The following is a 22311-nucleotide window of genomic DNA, read 5'->3' as shown; positions in this document are numbered from 1 at the left end:
GAAATTCAGCCGTATGAATACGATATAACCGACAAAGTCACACCGCAGAGGGAATGTATATGGCAACAGACTATTCTAAGTATCAAACGACAAGAACTGGCGCGCGCGATCAGGCCGTCCTCGATGAGGGTCTGCGCAGCTATATGCTGAAGGTCTATAACTACATGGCCTCCGGTCTTGCGCTCAGCGGGATCACCGCCGCGCTGACAGCGTCCACGCCAGCTATCTACAACGCCGTTTTTGGTACGCCGTTGCAATGGGTTGTGATGCTCGCCCCGCTCGGGCTGCTGTTCGCGATGTCGCGGACAAGCCCCGGCACGACAAAGGTGCTGTACTGGATTATGGTGGCGACCTTCGGCGTGTCCATCTCCTACATCTTCCAGGTCTATACGGCGGAAAGCGTTGTCCGGGTCTTCTTCATCACGGCGGCCACATTCGGCTCCGCCAGCCTGTATGGCTATGTGACGAAGCGGGATCTGACCGGGTTCGGCAGCTTCCTGTTCATGGGGCTGATCGGGATTATCATCGCGTCGGTGGTGAATATCTTCCTCGCCTCCAGCATGATGCATTTCGTGATCTCGGTCCTTGGCGTGCTGATCTTCACGGGCCTGACGGCCTTTGATACGCAGCGGATCAAGTCCGAATATTATCACGGTCACAGCGATGAAGTGCTGGAGAAGGGCGCGGTTATGGGCGCGGTCTCCATGTATCTGAACTTCCTGAACCTGTTCATGATGCTGCTCAGCCTGCTGGGCAATCGCGAATAAAGCGACCGGAAATATGAAACGGAAAACCCGGCCCTGTGCCGGGTTTTTTGTTGTGCGCCATAATGAAGTTGCTAAACTTGTTTGTAAGCAAACAGCCCCAGCAAGCATCTACCGGAAAGGCGTCGTCCCATGCGTATTCTTATTGCGATGATGAAACATGAAACCAATACCTTCTCGCCGATTGTGGCGGATTGGAAACGGTTTCAGGACTGGGGCGCACATCTGGGCGAAGACGCGCTGAAGGCCTATGAGGGCACCGGCATGCCCTTTGCGGCCTATGTCAAGCTGGCGCGGGATGCGGGCGCGGAGATTGTAACCCCTGTGGCCGCCGAAGCAATGCCGTCCGGCCCCGTCACGCGGGAAGCTTATGAGCTGATGTCGAATGCCATTCTCGATGAAGTGCGCAAGGGTGTCGATGCGGCGATGCTGGATCTGCACGGTGCGATGGTGTCGGAGGTTACCGATGACGGGGAGGGGACGCTGCTTGAGCGTATCCGTGAGATCGCACCGGATTTGCCCATTGCCGTCACCCTTGATCTGCATTGTAACCTGACCGCGAAGATGGTGGATAATTGCACGGTTCTGATTGGCTACAAGACTTATCCGCATGTGGATATGTATGAGGTGGGCATGCAGATCGGGCAGGCGCTGCTGGATGGTATGGCGGGCAAGATCAATCCGGTGATGTCGTGGGGCAATGCGCCGCTGCTCAGCCAGACGCTGCGTCAGGGCACCGATGACGAACCGATGGCGACCCTTATCCGCCTCTGCCGGGAGGCGGAACAGGAAACCGGTGTCATCGCGGCGACGGCCTTTGGCGGCTTCGCCCTTGCCGATATGCGCGATGCGGGAAATTCGGTGATTATCGTCACCGATGGCGACAAGGCGAAGGCGGATGAAATCCGCGACCGTATCCTGGCCCGCATATGGGAGCTGAAGGATGATTTTATTTATCAGCATACGCCGCTCGCGGAACAGGTGGCGAAGGCGAAGACCATGACGGACGGGCCGATCCTGCTGCTCGATCATGCGGATAACTGTGGTTCGGGCGCGACGCAGGATGTCATGACGGTGATCGAGGAAGTCCTCCGTCAGGGGCTGGAGGATGTGGCGGTGGCCGCCGTCTGGGATCCCGCCGCCGTGCAGGAGATGCAGAAGGCGGGCGTTGGCAACAAGGTCACGCTGAAGCTGGGCGGCAAGACGGACATGCCCTCCATCGGCGAAGTGGGGGAGCCGTTGACGGTGACCGGCGTTGTCAAGACGCTGACCAATGGCGAATGGATCGTGCGCGGCCCGATGTATACGGGCGTCAAGGTGTTCATGGGGCCCACCGCCGTTCTCGATACCGGAAATATGGAGATTGTCATTGTCTCCAACCATCATGAGCCATGGGATACGGGCGTCTTTACCTCCGTCGGCATCCAGCCCGAATATAAACGCTACCTGATCCTGAAAAGCCGGATCCATTATCGCGCCGGTTTCGCCCCAATCGGCAAGGCGACGCTGACACTCGATGGCAAGGGGGTCACAACATCCGACAATCGCCTGCTGCGCTATGAAAAGGTGCGGCGTCCTGTCTATCCCCTCGACCTTCTGAACCGGGAGTGAGCGATGCGGGAGGACAGGTTCGGTAATCCGGTGAGTACAACGTCTGATCACACGGTGGCGGTCATCAACCGCTTCATGGACAGCTTTATCGGGTTCGGAACGGATTTTTTCCCTATCTTCGCGGCATCGGATGAGGATCCGGATTGCGCCCTTGCCGCGGCCTATGCCTGCCTGCTAGGCGTCTTCTTTGAAAATGCGGAAGGGCGGCGGATTGCCGCCGGATATTACGCGCGGATGCGGACCGGCGCCGCAGAGGCGACAGAGCGGGAGCGGCAGTTTATCGCCATCATCCGTGACTTGCATGATGGAAAGCTGGATCGTCTTCTGGCGACGCTGCGCCGCCATGTGAAGGAATTTCCGCGCGATCTGTTTGCCGCGAAGCTGGCGCAGAACGCCTTTTTCAATATCGGCGATGATGCGGCCCTGCTGTGGGTTGCCGATACGGTGATCGGCCATCACAAAAGCTGCGCCTACGCCTATGGCATGCGCGCCTTCGGGCGGGAGCAATCGAGCCTGCTGGCGCTTGCGGAGGAAGATGGCCGCCGCGCCACCGATATGCAGCGCAAGGAGCCCTGGGCCCATCACGCCGTTGCCCATGTCATGCTGACACAAGGTCGGCATGAGGAAGGCATGCAATGGATGCACGAGCTGTCGGGTGAATGGGACGACCGCAACAGCTTCATGCTGACCCATAACTGGTGGCATCAGGCGCTGTTCCATCTGGAGATGGAGGATTTCAAGACACCGCTTGCGCTTTATGACAACCGTGTCTGGGGCGTGGATAAAAGTTACAGCCTCGATCAGGTCAATGCCATTTCACTCCTCTGGCGGTTGGAACAACTTGGCGTCGATGTCGGGGACCGCTGGCAGGATATCGGCACGCATGTGGCGGGGCGGGAGCTTTATAACGATCAGCCTTTCTACGATATGCATTATGGCTATGCGCTGGCCCGTGCCGGTCAGGAAGAGGCGATCCGGCGCCTGCTGGACGGGATGGAAAAACTGTCCCGGGAGGCGCCGCTGACCACCCGCAAAGCCTGGGCGGAGGTGGCGCTGCCCGCGACAAAGGGCTTCATTGCCATTGCCAGGGGCGATCACCGGGAAGCCCTCCATCATCTGACGCCTGCCCGGCCGCGCTATCAGGAAATCGGCGGCAGCCATGCGCAGCGCGATCTGTTTGAGCTGGCCTGGATCACCAGCCTGCTGGCGGCGGGCGAGTATGAGACGGCGCAGCCGGTTCTTGAAGCGCGGGTGAATTTCCGGCAGAATGTCCCCATGGACGCCCGGTTACTGGCGCGGGCGCAGGATCGCCATTGATACGGGCGACCAACGGGAGGGAGCCATGGCAAAAACGGATATCGCGGGCAAGGGCGGCAACCGCCGCATCCATGCGTTGCTCACCGAATATGGGATGAGCCATCAGAATGCCACCAACAAGCTGATCCACTGGATTGCGGTACCGGTCATATTCTGGACCATCGTCGCGCTGCTTTGGGTTATCCCGGTGCCGGAAGCATTTGCCGCCATCCCCTATCTTAACTGGGCGACCCTCGCGCTCGCCCTCACCGTTCTTTATTATGCCGTTCTGTCCTGGACGCTGGCCATTGGTATGGTGCTGTTCACGCTGCTGTGTTTCGCGCTGATCCAGCTCTATCTCGCGGCGCCGCCGTTTGGTCTGCCTCTCTGGCAGTTCGCCGTGGGGGCTTTTGTCATTGCCTGGGTTTTCCAGTTCATCGGCCACAAGATTGAAGGGAAGAAGCCGTCCTTCTTCAAGGATGTGCAGTTCCTGCTGATCGGCCCGGCGTGGCTGATGGGTTTTATTTACCGCAAGCTGGGTCTGCCGATTTAAGGTCAGTCTTCATCCACGGTCTGAAAGCGCCGGGCCTCAAATACCTTAAGCACCTGCGCCAGTGTTTTCCCGCGTTTTAACACGCGGCCGTTCTGGGCCAGGACCGAATAGGCTCCCTGTTTGGCGGCCAGCCGCGGCTCTTTATAGATTTTGAACAGCGGCCTGTCTGCCGTGCGGTGGAAGATGGCAAAGATACAGGCGGTTTTCGTCTCGCCAATGGCATAATCGCGCCATTCGGCCTTGGCGACCATGCGGCCGTAAACCTGTAATATCTGGCTGAGTTCCATCCGGTTGAAGAACACATTCGGCTGTTGACCCCCCGATCGGGATTTGCCTGCCGACCGGGTCAGGTAATGATCGTCGAAGCTGACAACTTCGCTCAATTTGCCCTCCTGCGTAATCGTGGTGGATATTGTCGGCCAAGGTGTCCGCTTCGTCAAGTATTGAGAAAAGCGCGCGCCCGGCATATCTTTACGAAAGAGGCGCCGGACAGCGGCGCCGCGGGCGCATGAAAGGACAGAGTAATGACCGATAAAATCAAAAAAAGCGATGCGGACTGGCAGGCGCAGCTATCGCCGGAGGAATATTATGTCGCCCGGCAGAAAGGGACCGAGCGGGCCTTTACCGGCCAGTATTACAACAACAAGGAAGAAGGCACCTATCATTGCATCTGCTGCGGGGAGCCGCTTTTCTCCTCGGAAACCAAATATGAATCCGGCACCGGCTGGCCCAGCTTCTGGCAACCGCTGGCTCCGGAGAAAGTCGGGGAAGTTGAGGACAACAGCCATTTCATGCGGCGAACCGAGGTCGTCTGCAACAAATGCGATGCGCATCTGGGGCATCTTTTCCCCGATGGGCCGGCGCCGACCGGGCTGCGCTATTGCCTCAATTCGGCCGCGCTGGATTTCAAAAAAGAAAAGTGAACACCGCAAGAATAGAAGCAAGACGACGATGAGCACAGAGAAAAAACCGCCGCAGATTGCGGTCAAAGCGGCGGAGGTAGCGCCGCGCACAAAACCGTCGAATTATCCCGAGCCTTTCTTCAGCCGCATGAGCGGGCGGGAAAAGCGGCAGCTTGGCGATATGTTCGGCCTTCGGAATTTCGGTGTCAACATGACCCGCTTGGCGCCGGGCGGGGAATCCGCCCTGTTGCATCGCCATACGCAGCAGGATGAATTTATTTACATTCTGGAGGGCGCGCCGACACTGATAACGGAGGATGAAGAGCGCCTTCTGGCGCCGGGATATTGCGCAGGCTTTCCCGCCGCCGGCCCCGCTCATCAGCTTGTCAACCGCACGGACAGGGAGGTGCTTTATCTCGAAGTCGGCGACCGCAGCGCGGGCGATGAAGTCAGCTATCCGTCCGATGATCTGAAGGCGGTTCTGGGGCCGGATGGCCAGTGGCTGTTCACCCGCAAGGACGGCACATCCTATTAGTCCGGGCTAGGCGGTCGCGGCTTTCGCCCTCACCTCGTCCGAGAAATGACAGGCCGCCAGATGCGCCTCGCCCACCGGGGCGAGCGGCGGCTTGATTTCCCGGCAGACGCTTTGCGCCATGGGGCAGCGATCCTGGAAGGAGCAGCCCTTGCGCCGCTCTGTCTGGCCGGTGACATTGCCTTGCAGCTTGATCCGTTCGCGCTTCTTGCCGCGCCCCGGTTTGGGGACGGCATCCAGCAGGATGCGGGTATAGGGATGCGCAGGACGGTTAAACATGTCTTCGGTCAGTCCCCGCTCGACAATCTCGCCCAGATACATGACGGCCACCTCGTCGCAGAGATATTCGACCACCGCCAGATCATGGCTGATGAACATATAGGTGACGCCGAGCTGTTCCTGCAAATCCTTCATCAGGTTGAGGACCTGCGCCTGCACCGAGACATCGAGGGCGGAGACCGGTTCGTCCGCGACGATCAGCTCGGGACGGGTGATGAGGGCGCGGGCAATGGCGATACGCTGACGCTGGCCACCCGAAAACTCATGGGGGTATTTCTCCACATCCTGCGGTTTCAGCCCGACGGACACAAGCACGTCGCGGACGCGCTTTTCCTTTTCCTCCTTGGGCAGGGGACCCAGCGCGGCCAGTGGCTCGGCAACAATGCGGCCGATATTGTGATGCGGATCGAGGGAGCCGTAAGGGTCCTGAAACACCATCTGGAAATGGCGGCGCAGCGGCCGCAGCTTATCAAAGCCAAGGCCGACAACTTCTTTGCCGAGGATGCGGACGGAACCGGAATCGGTGTCTTCCAGCGCCATGACATTGCGGGCCAGCGTTGATTTGCCGCAACCGCTTTCGCCGACAATGCCGAAACTCCGCCCCTTTTGTATTTCGAAGGAAACCCCGTTAAGCGCATAGACGAAGCCCGGCTCCCGAAACAGGCTTTCGCGCGGCAGGCGATAATGCCGCACCAGATCATGGACTTCGAGAACGGGGATCTCGCGGTTTTCCTCTGTCATGAAAACAGCTCCTCGGTCTTTCTGTGGCGCGCTTCCTGCACATGGTGACAGGCGACCATATGCCCCGCCTTGACCTCCACAACAGGCGGCGGGGTGTTGCGGCAGATATCGCTCGCCAACGGGCAGCGATCGGTAAAGGTACAGCCCGTTGGCATATGGATAAGGTCGGGCACCGTGCCGGGTATCGTAATCAGTCGGGCGTTGCGGGCCCGGCCGAGTTTCGGCATGGCGGCGAACAGCCCTTGCGTATAGGGATGCACCAGATCGTCAAAAATCCGCTCCGTCTGGCCGATCTCGACCGCGGCGCCGCCATACATGACGAGGATGTTGTCGGTATTTTCCGAAATGACCCCAAGGTCGTGGGAGATGAGGACAAGCGCCATGCCCTCCTCCTGCACCAGCGTCTGGATGAGCTCCAGTATCTGGTCCTGGATGGTGACATCAAGGGCGGTTGTCGGCTCATCGGCGATCAGGATGTCCGGTTTGCAGGAAAGCGCAATGGCGATCATGACGCGCTGCCGCTGGCCGCCGGAAAGCTGGTGCGGGTAGTTGTCGATGCGGGCCGTCGGGTTGGGAATGCCGACGCGGTCCAAAAGGCGCAATGTTTCGGCGCGCGCGTCGCTTTCAGACAGGCCGAGATGCAGGCGCAGCGGCTCCATGATCTGATGGCCGATGGTATGCACCGGATTGAGTGAGGTCATGGGCTCCTGAAAGATCATGGCGAGGCGGTTGCCGCGCACGCGGCACATCTCGTCTTCCGTCTTTTGCAGCAAATCTTCCCCGTCGAGCAGGATTTGCCCTTCCGTCCGGCTCATTTCCGGCAGCAGCCCCATCAGGGCGAGGGCGGTCATCGATTTGCCGCAGCCACTCTCCCCGACGATGCCAAGGGTTTCTCCGGCATCCAGGTGAAAATCCAGATGACGCACGGCGCGGGCCGGGCCGTCATTGGTTGACAGGATAATGCTCAGATCCTTGACATGCAGCAGGGGCATCAGCGTTTCCTCGACAGTCTGGGGTCAAGAACATCGCGAAGCCCGTCGCCCAGCAGATTGAGACCGAACACGGCAATGGCGATGGCCAGGCCGGGATAGACGGCCTGCATCGGCTGCAGGAACATCAGCTTCTGCGCTTCATTCAGCATGCGGCCCCAGGAAGGATCCGGCGGCTGGGTGCCGAGCCCGAGATAGGACAGCGCCGCCTCCGCCAGGATGGCGATGGCGAACAGGATGGTGGCCTGCACGATGATGATGGACAGGATATTGGGCAGGATATGTTCGAACGTAATGCGCAGCCGTCCCTTGCCTGCCGCCCGTGCCGCCATGACAAATTCCCGCGCCCAGATGGCATTGGCCGATCCGCGGGTGAGGCGCGCAAATACGGGGATATTGTAAAGCCCGATGGCGAGGATGGAATTGACCCCGCCGGGGCCGAAAATCGCCGTCAGCATGATGGCGGAGAGGATGGCGGGAAAGGCGAAGGAAAAATCCGACATGCGCATGATCAGCTCTTCCGTCCAGCCGCGCCGCGCCGCCGCCAGCAGGCCGAGGCTGACCCCGGCGAACAGTCCGATAGAGACGGCGACCACGGCAACAACAATGGAATTCTGCGTCCCGACCATCAGCATGGTGACGATGTCGCGGCCGAACTGGTCGGTTCCCAGCCAGTGATCCAGCGATGGGGGCTTGAAGCGATTGGCGATGACGATATCAATCGTGCCCGGCGTCCAGAGCAGCGAGACAAGGGCGCTTATCATGAGGAAGGCGGTCAGCAGACCCCCGACAACCAGGCTGCGGCTTCTCCGGCTGCGCTGAAGGAAGGCGAGAAAGCGGGAATCACTCATATGTCATGCGCTTTCAATCTCGGATCAACAACGGCATAGAGGAGATCGACAATGAAATTCACGATGATGACCATGGCCGCGAGCAGCAGCACCACATTCTCGACAACGATGGTATCGCGGTTGTTGATGGCTTTCAGGACAAGCGAGCCAAGGCCGGGCAGGCGAAAGACATTCTCGACCACGACAGTGCCGGTCAGCAGCGCGGCGAACTGGATGCCGGTGACGGTCAGCACCGGGATCATGGCATTGCGCAGGACGTGCCGCCAGAGGGTGGCGCGCTGGCTGAGGCCCTTGGCGCGCGCCGTGCGCACATAATCCTCGCGAAAGACTTCCAGAACGGACGAGCGGGTAATGCGCGCCAGTATAGCCCCGATAACGGTGGCGAGGGCGAGCGAGGGCAGGATCATGGCCCGGATATTCGGCCAGAACCCTTCCTTCCAGCCGGGAAAGCCGCCGGAGGGAAGCCAGCGCAACTCAATCGCAAAAAGCAGGATAAGCAGGATGGCGAGCCAGAAATTGGGCACCGAAATACCAAGCTGGCTGATCCCCATCAGGGTGATATCCCCCGCCTTGTTATGATTGGCGGCGGCATAAAGCCCGATGACCAGAGCCAGAATGATGCTGAGCGTAATCGACAGGATCGCAAGGGGGAGGGTAACCAGTAGGGCGCCTTCGATCAGCTCCCATATGGGGACCTTATAGGCATAGCTGGTGCCGAGCTCCCCTTGCAGCAACCCGGATATCCAGCCCCAGTATCGCTCAATCGGCGGACGATCCAGCCCCAGCTCTTTGGTCAGTGACTGGATAGCCTCCGGCGAGGCGTCAACGCCGAGGATGACGAGCGCCGGATCACCCGGCAGGATCTCCATAACAATGAAGATGACAATCGATGCGCCGATCAGGGTCGCAATCAGGGTCAAAACTCGTTTGGCTATAAAAACGCTCATATAGTCCTTAAGTTACCCTTGTCATGGCGCGGGCGAATGATCTTTATTTTTAAGACTGTAAATAGCGTATCGCCAGAAACATAAGCGGTCAATCGCCGATGCAACGGGGCCGCGCCGGAATGTGCCAGATTGTCGCATCGGGGGATTATGACTTGTCGCCCGGTGGATGGCGGTTTATCCCTATAGCTTATATTTGATGTCTCCGGGCATGTGGACGGATATTTCGACATGAACAAGATTTTTACGATACTCATTATTTTTTTCCTGTTGGCGGGGGCGACGGCCGTCGGCCTCTGGATGGCGGGCGCCTTGCCGGGTGTCGGCAAGGATCAGGGGCGTAGTTCCAGCCTCGTCGTCGGCGTTCCGCAGATTGGCGGGCCCTTTTCGCTGGTCAATCACAAGGGGGAGCGGGTAACGGAGGCGGATTTCAAAGGCAAGCTGATGCTCGTTTTCTTCGGCTTCACCCATTGCCCGGATGTCTGCCCGACGGAGTTGCAGACGATCTCCGTCGCGATGCAGGAACTGGGCGATGCGGCGGATCAGGTGACCCCTGTCTTTATTACCGTCGATCCGGAGCGTGATACGCAGGAACTGATGGCTGATTTTGTCGAGGCTTTTGATCCGTCAATCGTCGGGCTGACGGGAAGCCAGGATGAAATCGCCGATGTGATGAAGAAATACCGGGTTTATGCGCAGAAGCGCGATGAGCAGGACAGTGAATATTATCTCGTCGATCACAGCGCCTATACCTATCTGATGGACCGGGACGGGGAGCTGATTACGGTGTTCTCTTTCGGGGTTTCCCCGGAAGAGATGACGGCGAAAATCCGCGAAAATCTTTAACCGCAAGGGGAAGAAAATGAAACTTACGAAACTCCTATCCGCCGTTCTGATGGTTGGCGCGCTGACCGTCACGGGCATGACGGGTCTATCCGTTGTCCATGCGGCGGATAAACCGCAGATGATGGTCAGCGACGCCTGGGCGCGGGAACGTCCGGCGGTTATCAAAGTGGGCGGTGTCTTCGCCACGCTGCATAATATGGGCGGCGAAGCAGACACTCTTGTTGCCGCGTCGAGCCCGGCGGCGGAAAAAGTCGAAATCCATAACGTCAGCATGACGGACGGCGTCATGAAAATGTTTGAAGTCGAGGGGGTGGAAATTCCCGCTGGCGAAACGGTCGAGTTCAAGCCCGGCAGCTATCACATCATGCTGATGGGATTGAAGCAGCCGCTCACCAAAGGCAGCACATTCCCGTTGACCCTTGAATTCGCCAAGGCCGGAAAAATCAATGTAACGGTTGAAGTGAAAGAGGCCGGTGCGATGGAGATGAAAGAGCATAAGCATCACTGATTGACGGCTGTTGCTCATGCTATTGGAAAAGGGGCCAGATGGCCCCTTTTTCTTGTTTAAAACCGTCACTAAAAACTGGCGGTTGCCTGAACGGCCAGTTCTCCGGCCGGGCCGCGCACCCAGACACTGCAGCTATCGTCACTTTCCGGCTTCCCCGTCAGGGTGAAGGAGGCGATATCGAAAATCGGGTTGAAGTTGCGGAAATGGAACTGCTTGAGCGGCCGCCCCCCCATTTTTGTGACGGCGAGCCGCATCAGGAAGGTGCCGAGCAGCGGGCCATGCACGACCAGGCCGGGATAGCCCTCTTCCTTCAGGCAGTAGTCGCGATCATAATGGATGCGGTGGCCGTTGAAGGTGAGGGCGGAATAGCGGAACAGCAACACCGGATCCGGCGTCACCGTGACATCCCATTCGCCATCGGTCGGGGCGGCTTGGGGTTCTTTCTTTGGGCCGCCATCCGGCGCGGCCGCTTCCCGGTAGACGATATCATGCTCTTCGGTGATACAGAGGCCCGCGTCATTCTTCACCAGATGTTCGACGGTCACGAAAACCAGGGCCCCGGTGCGCCCATCCTTGGCCGTCACATTTTTGATGGTCGAGATTTTTGTCGCCGTCTCCCCGGCCTTCAGCGGCGCGTGAAAGGTCAGCCGTCCGCCCGCCCACATGCGGCGCGGCAACTCGACCGGTGGCAGGAAATCGCCTTTCAGGCCATGCCCGTCCGGGCCGATCCGCGATTGGCGATCGGTGGGCAGGAAATACATCCAGTGACCGCCCGGCGGCACCACATCCGATGCGTCCCCCGCTTCGTCCATCAGCGCGGCAAATCCGTTCAGAGATTGCTGATGGATAATTTCCGAGCGGCTTTCCTGCTTGCCGATCCAGTCTTCAACTTTTGTCATTCGCATACTCTCCCGGTTGCTTTTGCCCTGTTGATCTGATTAGCATATGTTCCGGTCCCGTGGGGAATTTTTCCGATCAGAGTGTGGTTATGTCATCCAAATCCAAGGCGCAGAAACTGTCCAATATTCAGCTCAACGGCTCCATGGATGTGGAGACGGCGGCGAAAGCCATCTTTCGCGGATGCGCCCACCATCTGAAGGTCAACTTCCGCGAGTTCAAGGAGGAGGGGGATCCCATGGCGCTGATGCAGATCCGCATCGGTGTGCGCCGGATGCGGGTGGCGCTGCATATTTTCCGCTCCATCATCCCGAAGGAAATTCGCACCGGCTTTAACCGGGAATACCGTTATTTCGGGGATCTGCTGGGCGAGGCGCGCAATATGGATGTGTTCCTGAACGGCGTCCTGCGGCCGGACACGGAAACGGCGGCCTTCCAGACCGTCTCCCGGGAATTGCTGCGTCTGGGGGAGGAAACGCGGAACCGCGAATATGACATCATCATCCATGAGGTGTCGGGCGGGCATTTCGAACGCCTCGCCAAATCCTTCGATAAATGGCTGGAAAGCAACTGGGCCACGCGTCTTGGCCGCACGGGCCGCAAGCTGCTCGCCAGTCCGATCCCGCCCTTCGCCCTCGCCGCCATTGAGGAGGGGAATATCGCACTGCTCAATCGTGGGGCGGATGTCCGGAATCTCTCGGCCCATGAACTTCACGATCTCCGGAAATATGTCAAACGCTCCCGCTATCATCTGCGCTTCTTCTCCGCGCTGTTCCGGGAGGAGAAAATCGCCGAAGGCTTCGATCTGCTGGTGCAGATGCAGGATTATCTTGGCCTGATCAATGATGTGAAGGAGGGGATGATCATCCTCGGCCGGTTGAGCGCGGCCATCCGGTCCGATCATTTCGCCGATACCCTGCGATTTAACGCGCATGTCTATGAGAAGGCGAGCCATCATGCCGCGGAAAATCTGGCGGCATTCATGATTCTCTGGCAGCGGTATGAGGATTTCACGCTGGAGCGCGGGGATTTGCGGCCCCAAAGCTGACGGGGCTATCCGCGGCGGAAGGGCAGGGCCAGCATCCACAGCAGGCCCTGCCGCCGGTTCTCCTGATAGTCGGTCAGGCCGATTGTCATGCCGTCATGCCCGGCGGCCGGTGCCGCCCGGTAGGTGCCGAACAGATAGTCCCAGCAGGAAAGGTTGAAGCCGAAATTGCTGTCATGCTCCGCCCGGATCACCGAATGATGCACCCGGTGCATATCGGGCGTGACGATGAATTTCCGGACAATGCCGTCAAGGCGCGGCGGCAATCCCGCATTGGCGTGGTTAAAGAGGGCGAGGGAACTCAAAATCACCTCGAAGAGGATCACGGCAACCACAGGGGGACCGAGGATCAGCACGACCAGCAGCTTGATCAGCATCGACAGAATGATCTCGACCGGATGAAACCGGACGCCGGTGGACACATCGAAATCCACATCGGCATGATGCATCTTGTGGAACCGCCACAGGAAACCGACATGATGAAACAGAACATGCTGCCCGTAGATGACGAGATCCTGAAGGACAACGGCGATAAGGACGGCGAGCGCGAACGGCACCTCGATCATATTGAGCAGCCCCCAGCCCCGTTCCGCCGCGATGGCCGCGAGGCCCACGGCGAGGATAGGAAAGAGAAGGCGCAGCAGCAGGGTGTTCAGGAAGGTAATGCCGAAATTGTTTAGCCAGCGGAAGGGCCGCGAACTGCCGGACGGCCGCCGCGGGCGCAGGGTCTGCCACAGGCCGACAAGACCCGCAGTGCCAAAGAAAAAGGCCAGCCGGATAGAGGGCTCATGCTCAATAATTGTCTCAAACATAGGGCAATCTCTCCTCTGCTCGTGAGGAGAATAGGAGCCAGGTTTTCAAAAAGCCATTCAATTCGCCGTTAGCATGGCGAACATGCGGGAGGTAAGCAGAGGCGGCGACGCGGGCCGCATCTGGCCCATTGGGACAAGCCTATCCGGCCCTTTCGGGCTGCCCCGCGCCGATCTTGCCCAAATAGTCAATATCGCGGGCAATTTCCTGAAGCAGAGGCAGGGCGCGGTCAAAATCCTCACGCTCTCCCCCGGCGTGGATGGTAAGCCGCCCTTCCGCCGCCGCCTGTTCACTGCCAAGGGCGGGCGCTTCGAGCCAGCGTCCGCCGCTCTTGCGCACCAGCTGCGAGAATTTACGCGCTATGTCGGGTGAAGTCGGGCCCAGATCGACAATCAGCGTGCCGGGAGACAGACTGGCCAGCAGCCCGTCCTCCCCTTCCATGAAGGCGTTGATCAGGGTGTCCTGCGACAGCATCATGAAGATGATGCCGTTGCCGATATGCGCGGCCACCTCTGCGGGGGTATTGCAGATATTGACCGCATCCCGCGCCATTTTATAGCGCAGCGCCGGTGACCGGCTGGTCGCATACACCTCGGCGCCGCGCGCCTTTAACCGCCGCAACACCGGTCGGCCCACATCGCCGAGCCCAAGAAACCCGACAGAAACCCCTGTTAGACTGGCCATCCATTTCCCCCCGTTTGTTATTGGGAAGAAATATTACCGGATAGCGTCTTTTTGGCAAATATTAGTTTGATCAAATTTAGGTGGGTCAGATACGCGCATAGCGCACGGCTGTGCCGCGTTCGATGGCGGCGGCGGTCAGCCGGTCCACATCGAAGCCATGGCGCAGCATTTCCAGGATGCGCAATTCTTCCTGGCTGAGCTGCCCGTCCGACACGGCCACATCACAGGCGAGCGCGTAGGCGGTATCATACAGCTTCTTCGGCAGAACGGCGCGGATCTTGGCGATGATTTCATCAAGCCGCTGATCGCCGTTCAGCATATCGACGCAGGCCGAGGCATCAGCGGGCAGATGTTCTTCATCATACCCCTTGAAAACCGGCAGGGTGCGGACGATTTCGCCAATGGTGAAAAGCTCGCGGTCCGTCATTTCGCGGTCGGCCGCCGATACAATAACCATTGTTGAAATAAGGGCCGTGTGCAGGTTAAGCGTCGCCATCAGGCATTTTCTCCGGTCTGGTGTTTAAAGACTGCCCCAGAATATGGGCTTCAGTCCCGATTATCCAATGATATTTTTCGCAAATTCTGTTCTTTTTCCGCAATGAAGTTGCGGGTGAGGGCGATGGCGTCCTTCAGTCCGAGGCGGTGGATTTCCACCTCCGGCGGAAAGGCGGAGGCCAGACGCGAGGGCAGCATGCTGTCTAGCATGACGAAGACGCCGAAATCGCTTTCCCGGCGCAGCAACCGGCCATAGGCCTGCTTCAGCTTGAAGCGTGTCAGCCTGTCGTCATATTTACCGCCGCCGAAGGCCTTCTTGCGGGCCCGGTGCTTGATATCGGGCCGTGGCCAGGGGGTGCGATCAAAGACGAGGAGCCGCAGCGACCGCCCCGGCACATCCACGCCGTCGCGCACCGCATCGGTGCCGAGCAGGATGGAATTCTCCTCCTCCCGGAAGATATCGACAAGGGTGGCGGTATCCAGCGCGTCCTGATGCTGTGCATAGACATCATATCCGGCGGCGGCGAGGGGCCCCCGAATATTCTCATGCACGGCGCGCAGGCGCCAGATCGCCGTAAAGAGGCCGAGGGCGCCGCCGCCGGACGCCAGAAACAGCTCCCGATAGGCGGCGGAGACCTCCTTCATATGGTCGCGGCGGACATCGGTCACGACAATGATGCGGGTCTGATCGGCAAAATCAAAGGGGGAGGAGAAATGCGCCCGCATCGGCGGCAGGACAAGGTGATGCGCCCCGGTGCGCATATCCGCGGTCTGCCAGTTCTCCGTATCGTCATAGCTGTCCCGAAGGGTGGCCGAGGTGATCACGGCCCCATGCGCGGATTTGAGGATGGTGTCGGCGAACGGCTGCGTCGGATCGATATAGCTGCGATAATATCCGAGGTCGAGTTCCCGACCGGCCGTCCGTTCTATGGCGAACCAATCGACAAACCCGTCCGGCGTGGGATTTTCAATTTCTTTCAGCATCGCCCGCCAGGGCGCGATGCTGAGGGAAACGCGGCGGCTGATCCCCTGCACGGCGGCGTCAATGCGCTGGCGCGTGGCGCTGTCGAGCTCATCTGCCTCTTCATCCAGCCGCGCTATGAGAATTTTTGCCAGCGCCGCGAGGGGGGTGGAGAGGTGGACGAGGGCGCTCTCCAGCTTCCTCGCGGCCTCCGTAAGTCCGGGGACGGCCTCCTCCGGTCCGCATTCAATGGAATAGGGGCTGTCCGGCTGCTGACACCTCGCCAACACCTGGGCGCGCAGATGGATCAGGAATTCCTCCATCGGGCCGTCGGGCGTGGCGTTTCGGACACGCTCGCGCCAGCCATCGCCGGGGAGTTTGCGGGCCGCCTGCATCGCCTCCTGAAGCAGTTCCATGCCCTTTTCATCGGCGCCGATCAGATCGCCGATGCGGTTTTCCAGCCCGCGCATCCGGCTTTTGCGGCCCGTGCTGCTGCCGGCGATCCAGCGGCGCAGCTCGGCCGTCTCAAACCCGGTCAACTGGGCGGAAAAGGCGCTGTCCGCCGCATCGAACAGATGATGTCCCTCATCGAAGACAAACCGCTTCGGCAGATAGGGATCATCGGGGCGGGAGGCGCCATTGATCATGACCAGGGCATGGTTGGCGATCACCAGATCGGCCTTGCGCGCCTTGCGCGCCGATTTTTCGATAAAGCATTTGCGATAATGGGGGCAGGCGGAATAGATGCATTCACCGCGCCGGTCGGCCAGCCGGGTAACGCCCGATCCGGCCTCAAGCTGCGGCAGCCAGCCGGGGAAATCACCGCCCACCATATCGCCGTCACGCGTCGCCGAGATCCAGCGCGCGATGAGGCCGAGGCGGAGTTGATCGCCGCGCGCCGCAACGCCGCCCTGCAATGCTTCCTCAAAATTGAGCAGGCAGAGATAATTCTCCCGCCCCTTGCGGACGACGGCTTTTTCCGCCTTGTCCCGCCGGTCGGGATAGAGGCGGTCCAGCTCGGTGTCGATCTGCCGCTGCAAATTCTTCGTATAGGTCGAAATCCACACCGCGGCGCCGTTCTTCTCGGCCCAGAGGCTGGCGGGGGCGATATAGCCAAGGGTCTTGCCGGTGCCCGTTCCCGCCTCGGCCAGCACCAGATTGGGCACATCGGCCTGGTTGCGCGGCACAAAGGCATGGGAGGCGAGGGCGGTGTAATCGGCCTGCTGCGGCCGGGGTTCGGCATCACCGCCCAGCATTTCCTTCAGCCTCTCGCGCGCTTCAAACTCGCTGACCGCGATGTCATCGGGTGGCGGCTCCGGCGCGTAATCGGGCCATTCCGCAAGATCCAGCCAGCGATCCAGCCCGCCAAAGCGGCCGGGCTCTTCCTCCGGCTCCCCCAGCGCGGCCACGACGGAGGGGCCCCAGCTCCACCCGGCTTTCGCCATGGTGGCGGCGATGGACGCGGCCGCTTTTCTCTCTTTGTTTTTTAAACCGGTTAAATAATTTAATATGGAATTTGTCGCCTCGAACAGCAGCAGGGGCTGTTCTTCGGGGGCGTCCGGGATGGGCAGGTGAAGCGCGCGGGCAAGGCCGCGGACAGTCGGCAGGCAGGACCGCGCCGGATAGGCGAAGGCGAACAGCTCCAGCAGGTCATAGGCCGGAAACGGGTTGACGCCAAGACGGGTTGCCATATTCAGCCGGTGCACCAGCAGCGGCGGGCTTTGCGCGGCGCGGATCGCGGTCTCTTCCAGCGAGGTTGAGAGCATCTCCCCATCCGGCGTCAGCCAGTGGCCGTTCAGCCCGGCCAGCACCAGAACCGGGGCGTCGGGCAGCCGGATATCGCCATATGTGGCGTCTGTGTCGCGTTTATCGTCCATTTTTCCTTAATTCAGGGCGAAATTTGTTTTGCGGTCGTTGACGCAACCCCTCTGTGCGCCTACATTCCGCGCTTTCGAACGCACTCACCATCCAATGAGGTCACCATGTCACCGGACGCGGAAATTGCACTATCGAGCAACTCCTGGGCTTTTGTCGAGGCAAAAAAGCTTGTGGATCGCTATGCGAAAGCGGCGCCCGAAAAAGGCTATGTGCTGTTCGAGACCGGTTATGGCCCGTCCGGCCTGCCGCATATCGGCACTTTCGGCGAGGTGGCGCGCACAACCATGGTGCGCCATGCCTTTTCCATCCTGTCGGATATCCCGACCCGGCTGATCGCCTTTTCCGATGATATGGATGGGCTTCGCAAGGTGCCGGACAATGTGCCGAACCAGGAATTGCTGGCCGCTAACCTCAATAAGCCGCTGACCGTTGTGCCGGACCCGTTCGGCACCCATAACAGCTTCGGCGAACATAACAATGCGCGGCTTCAGGCGTTTCTCGATCAGTTCGGGTTCGACTATGAATTCCGTTCGGCGACGGAGTGTTACAAGTCGGGCATGTTTGATGAAAGCCTGCTGCTGGTGCTCAAAAATTATGACGCCATCATCAATGTCATCCTGCCCACCCTGGGGCCGGAGCGGCAGGCCACCTATTCGCCCTTCCTGCCGATCTGCCCGCGCACGGGAGAAGTGCTTCAGGTGCCGATCATCCGCCGCGATGAGGCGGCGGGCACCGTCACCTACAGCGATCCGTCAACGGGCGAAGATGTGACCGTTCCCGTCACCGGCGGGCATTGCAAGCTGCAATGGAAGGTGGACTGGGCCATGCGCTGGCATGCGCTCGATGTGGATTATGAAATGGCGGGCAAGGATTTGATCGACAGTGTTACGCTGTCGAGCAAGATTATCCGCATCCTCGGCAAGCAGCCGCCGGAAGGCTTTAATTACGAGCTGTTCCTCGATCAGGAAGGCAAGAAGATTTCCAAGTCGAAGGGCAATGGCCTGTCCATCGAGGACTGGCTGACCTATGCCTCGCCGGAGAGCCTGTCGCTCTATATGTACCAGAATCCCAAAAAGGCGAAGCGGCTGCATTTCGATGTGATCCCGAAGGCGGTGGATGAGTATTTCTCTTTCCTTGAGAAATTCCCCGAACAGGAGGCGAAGCAGCAATATGCCAACCCGGTCTGGCATATCCACAACGGCAATCCGCCGAGCGAAGGCCTGCCGATCACCTTTGGCATTTTGCTCAATCTCGCGGCCGTCGTGAATGCGGAGGAACCATCGGTTCTCTGGGGCTTCATCTCGCGCTATGCGAAGGGGGCAACGCCTGCGAGCAATCCGGAGCTGGACAAGCTGGTCGGTTACGCCATCGCCTATTACCGTGATTTCGTGAAGCCGACGAAACAGTATCGCCTGCCGACGGAGAAGGAACGCAAGGCCCTTCTGGACCTGGTGACGGAGTTGACGTCCCTGCCGGCAGGGGCCGATGCGACCGAAATCCAGAATGCCGTCTTCAAGGTCGGGAATGACAATGACTTTGAAAACCTGCGGGACTGGTTCAAGGCGCTTTACGAGACGCTGCTGGGGCAGTCACAGGGGCCGCGCATGGGGTCCTTCATCGCCCTTTACGGGATCAATGAAACCGTTGCCCTGATCGAACGCGTGCTGGCGGGGCAGGATCTCGGGGCGGAATAATCCGCCCCCTATCGGCTCTTTAGATATGGGCCGCGGGCACCGCTAGAAAATCTGGCTGCTGCGCGCGAAATCCATATACATATCGCGCAGTTTTGCCGCGACGGGGCCGGGTTGCATCTCCCGGTCCTCAATGCGGGTGAGCGGCATGATCTTGCCGTAGTTGCCGCTGTTGAAAATTTCATCCGCGGTCATGACATCCTCGCGGGTCATGGCGATTTCCTCCACCTTGATGCCCGCCGCATCGGCGAGAATTTTCACTCTCTCCCGCGTGATCCCGGCAAGGAAGCAACCGTTCGCAGCCGGGGTCTGGGCGACGCCATCGCGCACGATCCAGATGTTGGAGGTGGCGAATTCCGCCACATTGTTATTGGCATCCATCAGAATGGCATTGTCAAACCCGGCATTGCGGGCGGCGGCGACGGAGCGCGCGGAATTGGCATAGAGGCAGGAGGCCTTGGCATCCGTCGGGGCCATATCGCGGGCGGGGCGACGTTCCTTTGCGAAATGGGCGGAGAAGCCACCCGCCTCCGGCATCGGGCTGTCATAAACGGCGAGGATAAATTCCGCGCTGTCCGGTTCCGCATCGATGAAGCCGCCGCGGGCAAAATACATCGGCCGGATGTAAAGCTCCGATTCCTTCGGCAGCTTTTTCACTGCCTCTTTGCAAAGCCGGGTAACCTCCTCCGCCTCCAGGGTCGGGATAAGGCCCAGCGCGCGGGCGGAACGGCCGAGCCGGGCGCAGTGCCTGTCAAGATCGGGGACCATGCCCTGAAAGGCGCGCGCGCCGTCAAAGACGGTGGAGGCCATCCAGAAGGCATGATCCATCGGCCCGGTGACGCGCGGGCTTTCATCATACCATTTGCCGTCATAGAAAAAGACGCCTGCCATGATCGGATACTCCTGTCTCGATGGTTTACTTCGTTTGATCTCTACCAGAAATTTGGCGGCGGCGGCAAGCCTTCCTGCCATCCACGGAACATGTGCGTGATTTTTCTTCTCAAAGCGGAGCCGATCCTGTAGGTATTTTGCGACTTTATATCGGGTTGGATGAATGGCAGTAATCTATCACATGGCCGACAAATCGGACTGGGACGCGGCGGTGAGGTCGGGTGTTTATAACGGCACGGCGAACGACAGGGCCGATGGTTTCATTCATTTTTCGACGGCGGATACAGTTGTTGAAAGCGCCGCAAAGCATCGGGCGGGTGCGCCTAACCTGCTGCTGATTGCGGTTGAGGCCGAAAAGCTGGGGAGCTCCCTCAAATGGGAAGCGGCGCGGGGCGGTATCCTGTTTCCGCATCTTTACGGGGCGCTGGATCCGGCGCTGGTCAAGAGTGCCGTCGATCTCCCCCTCGGTGCCGATAACCGGCATCTCTTTCCGGAGCTTGAATGAAATTGGTGATGAGACTTTACCGGGCGGCGCGGCCGCTGCTTTTTTGCTTCGATGCGGAAAAGGCGCATGGCCTCTCCCTTCAGGCGCTCAAAAACGGTTTTCTGCCGCATGTGACGAACGCGCCGGATCCTATTCTTGCCGTGGAATATTTCGGGCTGAAGTTCCCGAACCCGGTCGGCATCGCGGCGGGCTATGACAAAAATGGCGACGTGCTGGCCGGATTGGCGGGGCTCGGTTTCGGCTTTCTTGAGGCGGGCAGCGTGACGCCCAAGCCGCAGCCCGGCAATCCCCGGCCGCGGGTCTTCCGGCTGGTCGAGGATGAGGGCGTGATCAATCGCCTCGGCTTCAACAGCAAGGGGCTGGATGTGGCGGTGCGTAACTTTGCCAATCGCCCGGCCGGGGTGATCGTGGGCGCCAATCTCGGCGCCAATAAGGAAAGCGAAGACCGCATCGCCGATTATGTGCTCGGCATGGAACGGTTGGCCCCGCTCGCCAGCTATGTCACCGTCAATATTTCTTCCCCCAATACGCCGGGGCTGAGGGCGCTTCAGGGCAGGGCGGAGCTGGAAGAGCTGCTCGGCCGGCTGACGGCGAAGCGGGCAGAGATGATCACCGCCGGGGCGGCGTCCTTTCCCATCCTGCTTAAAATCGCGCCGGACCTGACCGATGCCGACAAGAGCGATATCGCCGCCGCGGTGCTGGAGATGCAGATTGACGGGCTGATCATCGGCAACACCACGATCACCCGGCCAAGCTCCCTGATCAGCGCGACAAAGGCGGAGGCCGGGGGCTTGAGCGGCCAGCCGCTCAAACCCATTGCGCTTGCCGCGCTGAAAGATCTTTATCAGGCGACGGGCGGGCGTATTCCCATTGTCGGCGCAGGCGGCATTCAGGATGCCGATGACGCCTATGCCCGCATCCGGGCCGGGGCCTCGCTGTTGCAGCTATACAGCGCGATGATCTTTAAGGGCCCCTATATCGCGGCGGATATCGCCAAAGGGCTGGCGGCGCATCTTCACGCCGATGGGTTTGGCTCGGTCCGTGAGGCGGTCGGGGTGGATACGCCCATCCCTTAAAAACTCGGCGGGGTGCAGGCGCTGACCACCACGACTTCCTCATTGCCGATGGCGCGGAAGCGGTGCGGGCGGTGGCTTTCGAAATAATAGGCGTCCCCGGCCTTGAGGATGCGCCGTTCCGTCCCGACGGTCACCTCCAGCTTGCCCTTGACGATGACGCCCGCTTCCTCCCCCTGATGGGACAGCATGCTGCGGCCCGTGTCGGACCCCGGCGCATAGATTTCATGCAGCATCTGCAGCGATTTGCCGGTCAGATCGCGTCCCACCTGACGGTAGGCGATTTTCCCGTCCGATATTCGGGTGAGTTCCTCATGATCGTAAAAAATCTTCTGCCGCGATGAAAAATCACTGGCGAAGAATTCCGACAGACCAATGGGAAAGCCATCCAGCACTTTCTTGAGGGAGCCGACGGCCGGGCTGGTGCGGTTCTGTTCGATCATCGAAATGGTGCCGTTGGTGACGCCCGCCCGCTTGGCCAGCTCGCGTTGTGACAGGCCATGCTGCTCCCGCAGGCTGCGCAGCCGCGCCCCAAGGTCGAATTCCATCTGCGTCTCTCCCTGTT

At 59.8% G+C, this 22311-nt stretch carries 24 protein-coding genes; 12 read left to right on the top strand and 12 right to left on the bottom strand.

Annotated elements, in window-relative coordinates; genetic code table 11:
* Positions 1 to 59 precede the first annotated feature (59 nt).
* The 4 genes from CMN55_RS05145 to CMN55_RS05130 all read left to right on the top strand — a co-directional run bounded on the left by CMN55_RS05145 (position 60) and on the right by CMN55_RS05130 (position 4224).
* A complete protein-coding gene (locus tag CMN55_RS05145) occupies positions 60 to 767 on the top strand; it encodes a Bax inhibitor-1/YccA family protein (RefSeq protein WP_293948471.1) in 708 nt (235 codons plus the stop codon).
* Between the two features lie 129 nt (positions 768 to 896).
* On the top strand, positions 897 to 2375 hold the full coding sequence (locus CMN55_RS05140; RefSeq protein WP_293948470.1) for a M81 family metallopeptidase: 1479 nt from the start codon (positions 897 to 899) through the stop codon (positions 2373 to 2375).
* Between the two features lie 3 nt (positions 2376 to 2378).
* Entirely contained in the window at positions 2379 to 3692 is a 1314-nt protein-coding gene (locus CMN55_RS05135; protein WP_293948469.1) for a tetratricopeptide repeat protein, read from the top strand.
* A 25-nt stretch (positions 3693 to 3717) separates the two neighbouring features.
* A complete protein-coding gene (locus tag CMN55_RS05130; protein WP_293948468.1) occupies positions 3718 to 4224 on the top strand; it encodes an Mpo1 family 2-hydroxy fatty acid dioxygenase in 507 nt (168 codons plus the stop codon).
* 2 nt (positions 4225 to 4226) lie between these two features.
* Here the strand turns inward: CMN55_RS05130 and CMN55_RS05125 are convergent, their stop codons facing one another.
* The gene (locus tag CMN55_RS05125; protein ID WP_293948467.1) at positions 4227 to 4607 is read right to left on the bottom strand and encodes a DUF2794 domain-containing protein; all 381 of its coding nucleotides are present in this window, start codon (positions 4605 to 4607) and stop codon (positions 4227 to 4229) included.
* A gap of 141 nt (positions 4608 to 4748) precedes the next feature.
* Here CMN55_RS05125 and msrB point away from each other — a divergent pair, with 141 nt between their 5' ends.
* Entirely contained in the window at positions 4749 to 5147 is a 399-nt protein-coding gene (msrB, locus tag CMN55_RS05120) for a peptide-methionine (R)-S-oxide reductase MsrB (RefSeq protein ID WP_293948466.1), read from the top strand.
* Positions 5148 to 5175: 28 nt separating this feature from the next.
* The gene (locus CMN55_RS05115; RefSeq protein WP_293948465.1) at positions 5176 to 5661 is read left to right on the top strand and encodes a cupin domain-containing protein; all 486 of its coding nucleotides are present in this window, start codon (positions 5176 to 5178) and stop codon (positions 5659 to 5661) included.
* A 6-nt stretch (positions 5662 to 5667) separates the two neighbouring features.
* On the opposite strand, the gene CMN55_RS05110 is transcribed toward CMN55_RS05115, so the two are convergent.
* Genes CMN55_RS05110 through CMN55_RS05095 form a run of 4 tightly spaced genes read right to left on the bottom strand, consistent with a single transcriptional unit; the run spans position 5668 to position 9465 of the window.
* Complete coding sequence (locus tag CMN55_RS05110) at positions 5668 to 6678, bottom strand: ABC transporter ATP-binding protein (RefSeq protein ID WP_293948464.1); 1011 nt, start codon at positions 6676 to 6678, stop codon at positions 5668 to 5670.
* The gene (locus tag CMN55_RS05105; RefSeq protein ID WP_293948463.1) at positions 6675 to 7670 is read right to left on the bottom strand and encodes an ABC transporter ATP-binding protein; all 996 of its coding nucleotides are present in this window, start codon (positions 7668 to 7670) and stop codon (positions 6675 to 6677) included. The genes CMN55_RS05110 and CMN55_RS05105 overlap by 4 nt, the downstream gene beginning before the upstream one ends.
* The gene (locus tag CMN55_RS05100) at positions 7670 to 8518 is read right to left on the bottom strand and encodes an ABC transporter permease (protein WP_293948462.1); all 849 of its coding nucleotides are present in this window, start codon (positions 8516 to 8518) and stop codon (positions 7670 to 7672) included. Before CMN55_RS05100 ends, CMN55_RS05105 begins: the two co-directional genes overlap by 1 nt.
* Positions 8515 to 9465 (bottom strand): ABC transporter permease, encoded by a 951-nt coding sequence (locus CMN55_RS05095; RefSeq protein WP_293948461.1) that lies wholly within the window; start codon positions 9463 to 9465, stop codon positions 8515 to 8517. The genes CMN55_RS05100 and CMN55_RS05095 overlap by 4 nt, the downstream gene beginning before the upstream one ends.
* 228 nt (positions 9466 to 9693) lie before the next feature.
* Here CMN55_RS05095 and CMN55_RS05090 point away from each other — a divergent pair, with 228 nt between their 5' ends.
* Together CMN55_RS05090 and CMN55_RS05085 are read left to right on the top strand one after the other, a co-directional pair.
* Positions 9694 to 10308 carry an SCO family protein gene (locus tag CMN55_RS05090; protein WP_293948460.1) on the top strand — a complete coding sequence of 205 codons (615 nt, stop codon included), beginning with the start codon at positions 9694 to 9696 and terminating at the stop codon, positions 10306 to 10308.
* A gap of 16 nt (positions 10309 to 10324) precedes the next feature.
* Positions 10325 to 10816 (top strand): copper chaperone PCu(A)C, encoded by a 492-nt coding sequence (locus tag CMN55_RS05085; RefSeq protein ID WP_293948459.1) that lies wholly within the window; start codon positions 10325 to 10327, stop codon positions 10814 to 10816.
* A 68-nt stretch (positions 10817 to 10884) separates the two neighbouring features.
* Here the strand turns inward: CMN55_RS05085 and CMN55_RS05080 are convergent, their stop codons facing one another.
* The gene (locus CMN55_RS05080; protein WP_293948458.1) at positions 10885 to 11715 is read right to left on the bottom strand and encodes an HTD2 family dehydratase; all 831 of its coding nucleotides are present in this window, start codon (positions 11713 to 11715) and stop codon (positions 10885 to 10887) included.
* Between the two features lie 89 nt (positions 11716 to 11804).
* Here CMN55_RS05080 and CMN55_RS05075 point away from each other — a divergent pair, with 89 nt between their 5' ends.
* Positions 11805 to 12761: a CHAD domain-containing protein gene (locus tag CMN55_RS05075; protein ID WP_293948457.1), complete on the top strand. Its 957-nt coding sequence runs from the start codon at positions 11805 to 11807 to the stop codon at positions 12759 to 12761.
* A gap of 5 nt (positions 12762 to 12766) precedes the next feature.
* On the opposite strand, the gene CMN55_RS05070 is transcribed toward CMN55_RS05075, so the two are convergent.
* The 4 genes from CMN55_RS05070 to CMN55_RS05055 form a co-directional block, all read right to left on the bottom strand.
* Entirely contained in the window at positions 12767 to 13570 is an 804-nt protein-coding gene (locus CMN55_RS05070) for a sterol desaturase family protein (RefSeq protein ID WP_293948456.1), read from the bottom strand.
* 139 nt (positions 13571 to 13709) lie between these two features.
* Complete coding sequence (locus tag CMN55_RS05065) at positions 13710 to 14252, bottom strand: NAD(P)-dependent oxidoreductase (RefSeq protein ID WP_293948455.1); 543 nt, start codon at positions 14250 to 14252, stop codon at positions 13710 to 13712.
* Between the two features lie 85 nt (positions 14253 to 14337).
* Positions 14338 to 14748: a tellurite resistance TerB family protein gene (locus tag CMN55_RS05060; protein ID WP_293948454.1), complete on the bottom strand. Its 411-nt coding sequence runs from the start codon at positions 14746 to 14748 to the stop codon at positions 14338 to 14340.
* Between the two features lie 50 nt (positions 14749 to 14798).
* Positions 14799 to 17585 carry an ATP-dependent DNA helicase gene (locus CMN55_RS05055; protein WP_293948453.1) on the bottom strand — a complete coding sequence of 929 codons (2787 nt, stop codon included), beginning with the start codon at positions 17583 to 17585 and terminating at the stop codon, positions 14799 to 14801.
* 105 nt (positions 17586 to 17690) lie between these two features.
* On the opposite strand from CMN55_RS05055, the gene CMN55_RS05050 reads away from it, so the two are divergent.
* The gene (locus tag CMN55_RS05050) at positions 17691 to 19280 is read left to right on the top strand and encodes a lysine--tRNA ligase (RefSeq protein ID WP_293948452.1); all 1590 of its coding nucleotides are present in this window, start codon (positions 17691 to 17693) and stop codon (positions 19278 to 19280) included.
* A 42-nt stretch (positions 19281 to 19322) separates the two neighbouring features.
* Here CMN55_RS05050 and CMN55_RS05045 read toward each other — a convergent pair whose 3' ends face one another.
* Positions 19323 to 20168: a branched-chain amino acid aminotransferase gene (locus CMN55_RS05045; RefSeq protein WP_293948451.1), complete on the bottom strand. Its 846-nt coding sequence runs from the start codon at positions 20166 to 20168 to the stop codon at positions 19323 to 19325.
* Between the two features lie 163 nt (positions 20169 to 20331).
* On the opposite strand from CMN55_RS05045, the gene CMN55_RS05040 reads away from it, so the two are divergent.
* Positions 20332 to 20673, top strand: a complete 342-nt coding sequence (locus tag CMN55_RS05040) for a DUF952 domain-containing protein (RefSeq protein ID WP_293948450.1) — start codon at positions 20332 to 20334, stop codon at positions 20671 to 20673.
* Positions 20670 to 21749, top strand: coding sequence for a quinone-dependent dihydroorotate dehydrogenase (locus CMN55_RS05035; protein WP_293948449.1), 1080 nt, complete (start codon positions 20670 to 20672; stop codon positions 21747 to 21749). The genes CMN55_RS05040 and CMN55_RS05035 overlap by 4 nt, the downstream gene beginning before the upstream one ends.
* Here the strand turns inward: CMN55_RS05035 and CMN55_RS05030 are convergent.
* A complete protein-coding gene (locus CMN55_RS05030) occupies positions 21746 to 22294 on the bottom strand; it encodes a cupin domain-containing protein (protein WP_293948448.1) in 549 nt (182 codons plus the stop codon). The two genes, CMN55_RS05035 and CMN55_RS05030, sit on opposite strands and share 4 nt — an antisense overlap.
* Between the last annotated feature and the right edge of the window lie 17 nt (positions 22295 to 22311).

It is taken from the genome of Sneathiella sp. (genome assembly GCF_002694385.1).
In the GTDB taxonomy this organism is placed as follows: domain Bacteria; phylum Pseudomonadota; class Alphaproteobacteria; order Sneathiellales; family Sneathiellaceae; genus Sneathiella.
The sequence above is the reverse complement of the archived record's forward strand: the minus strand, read 5'-3'. Positions and strand labels throughout refer to the sequence as shown.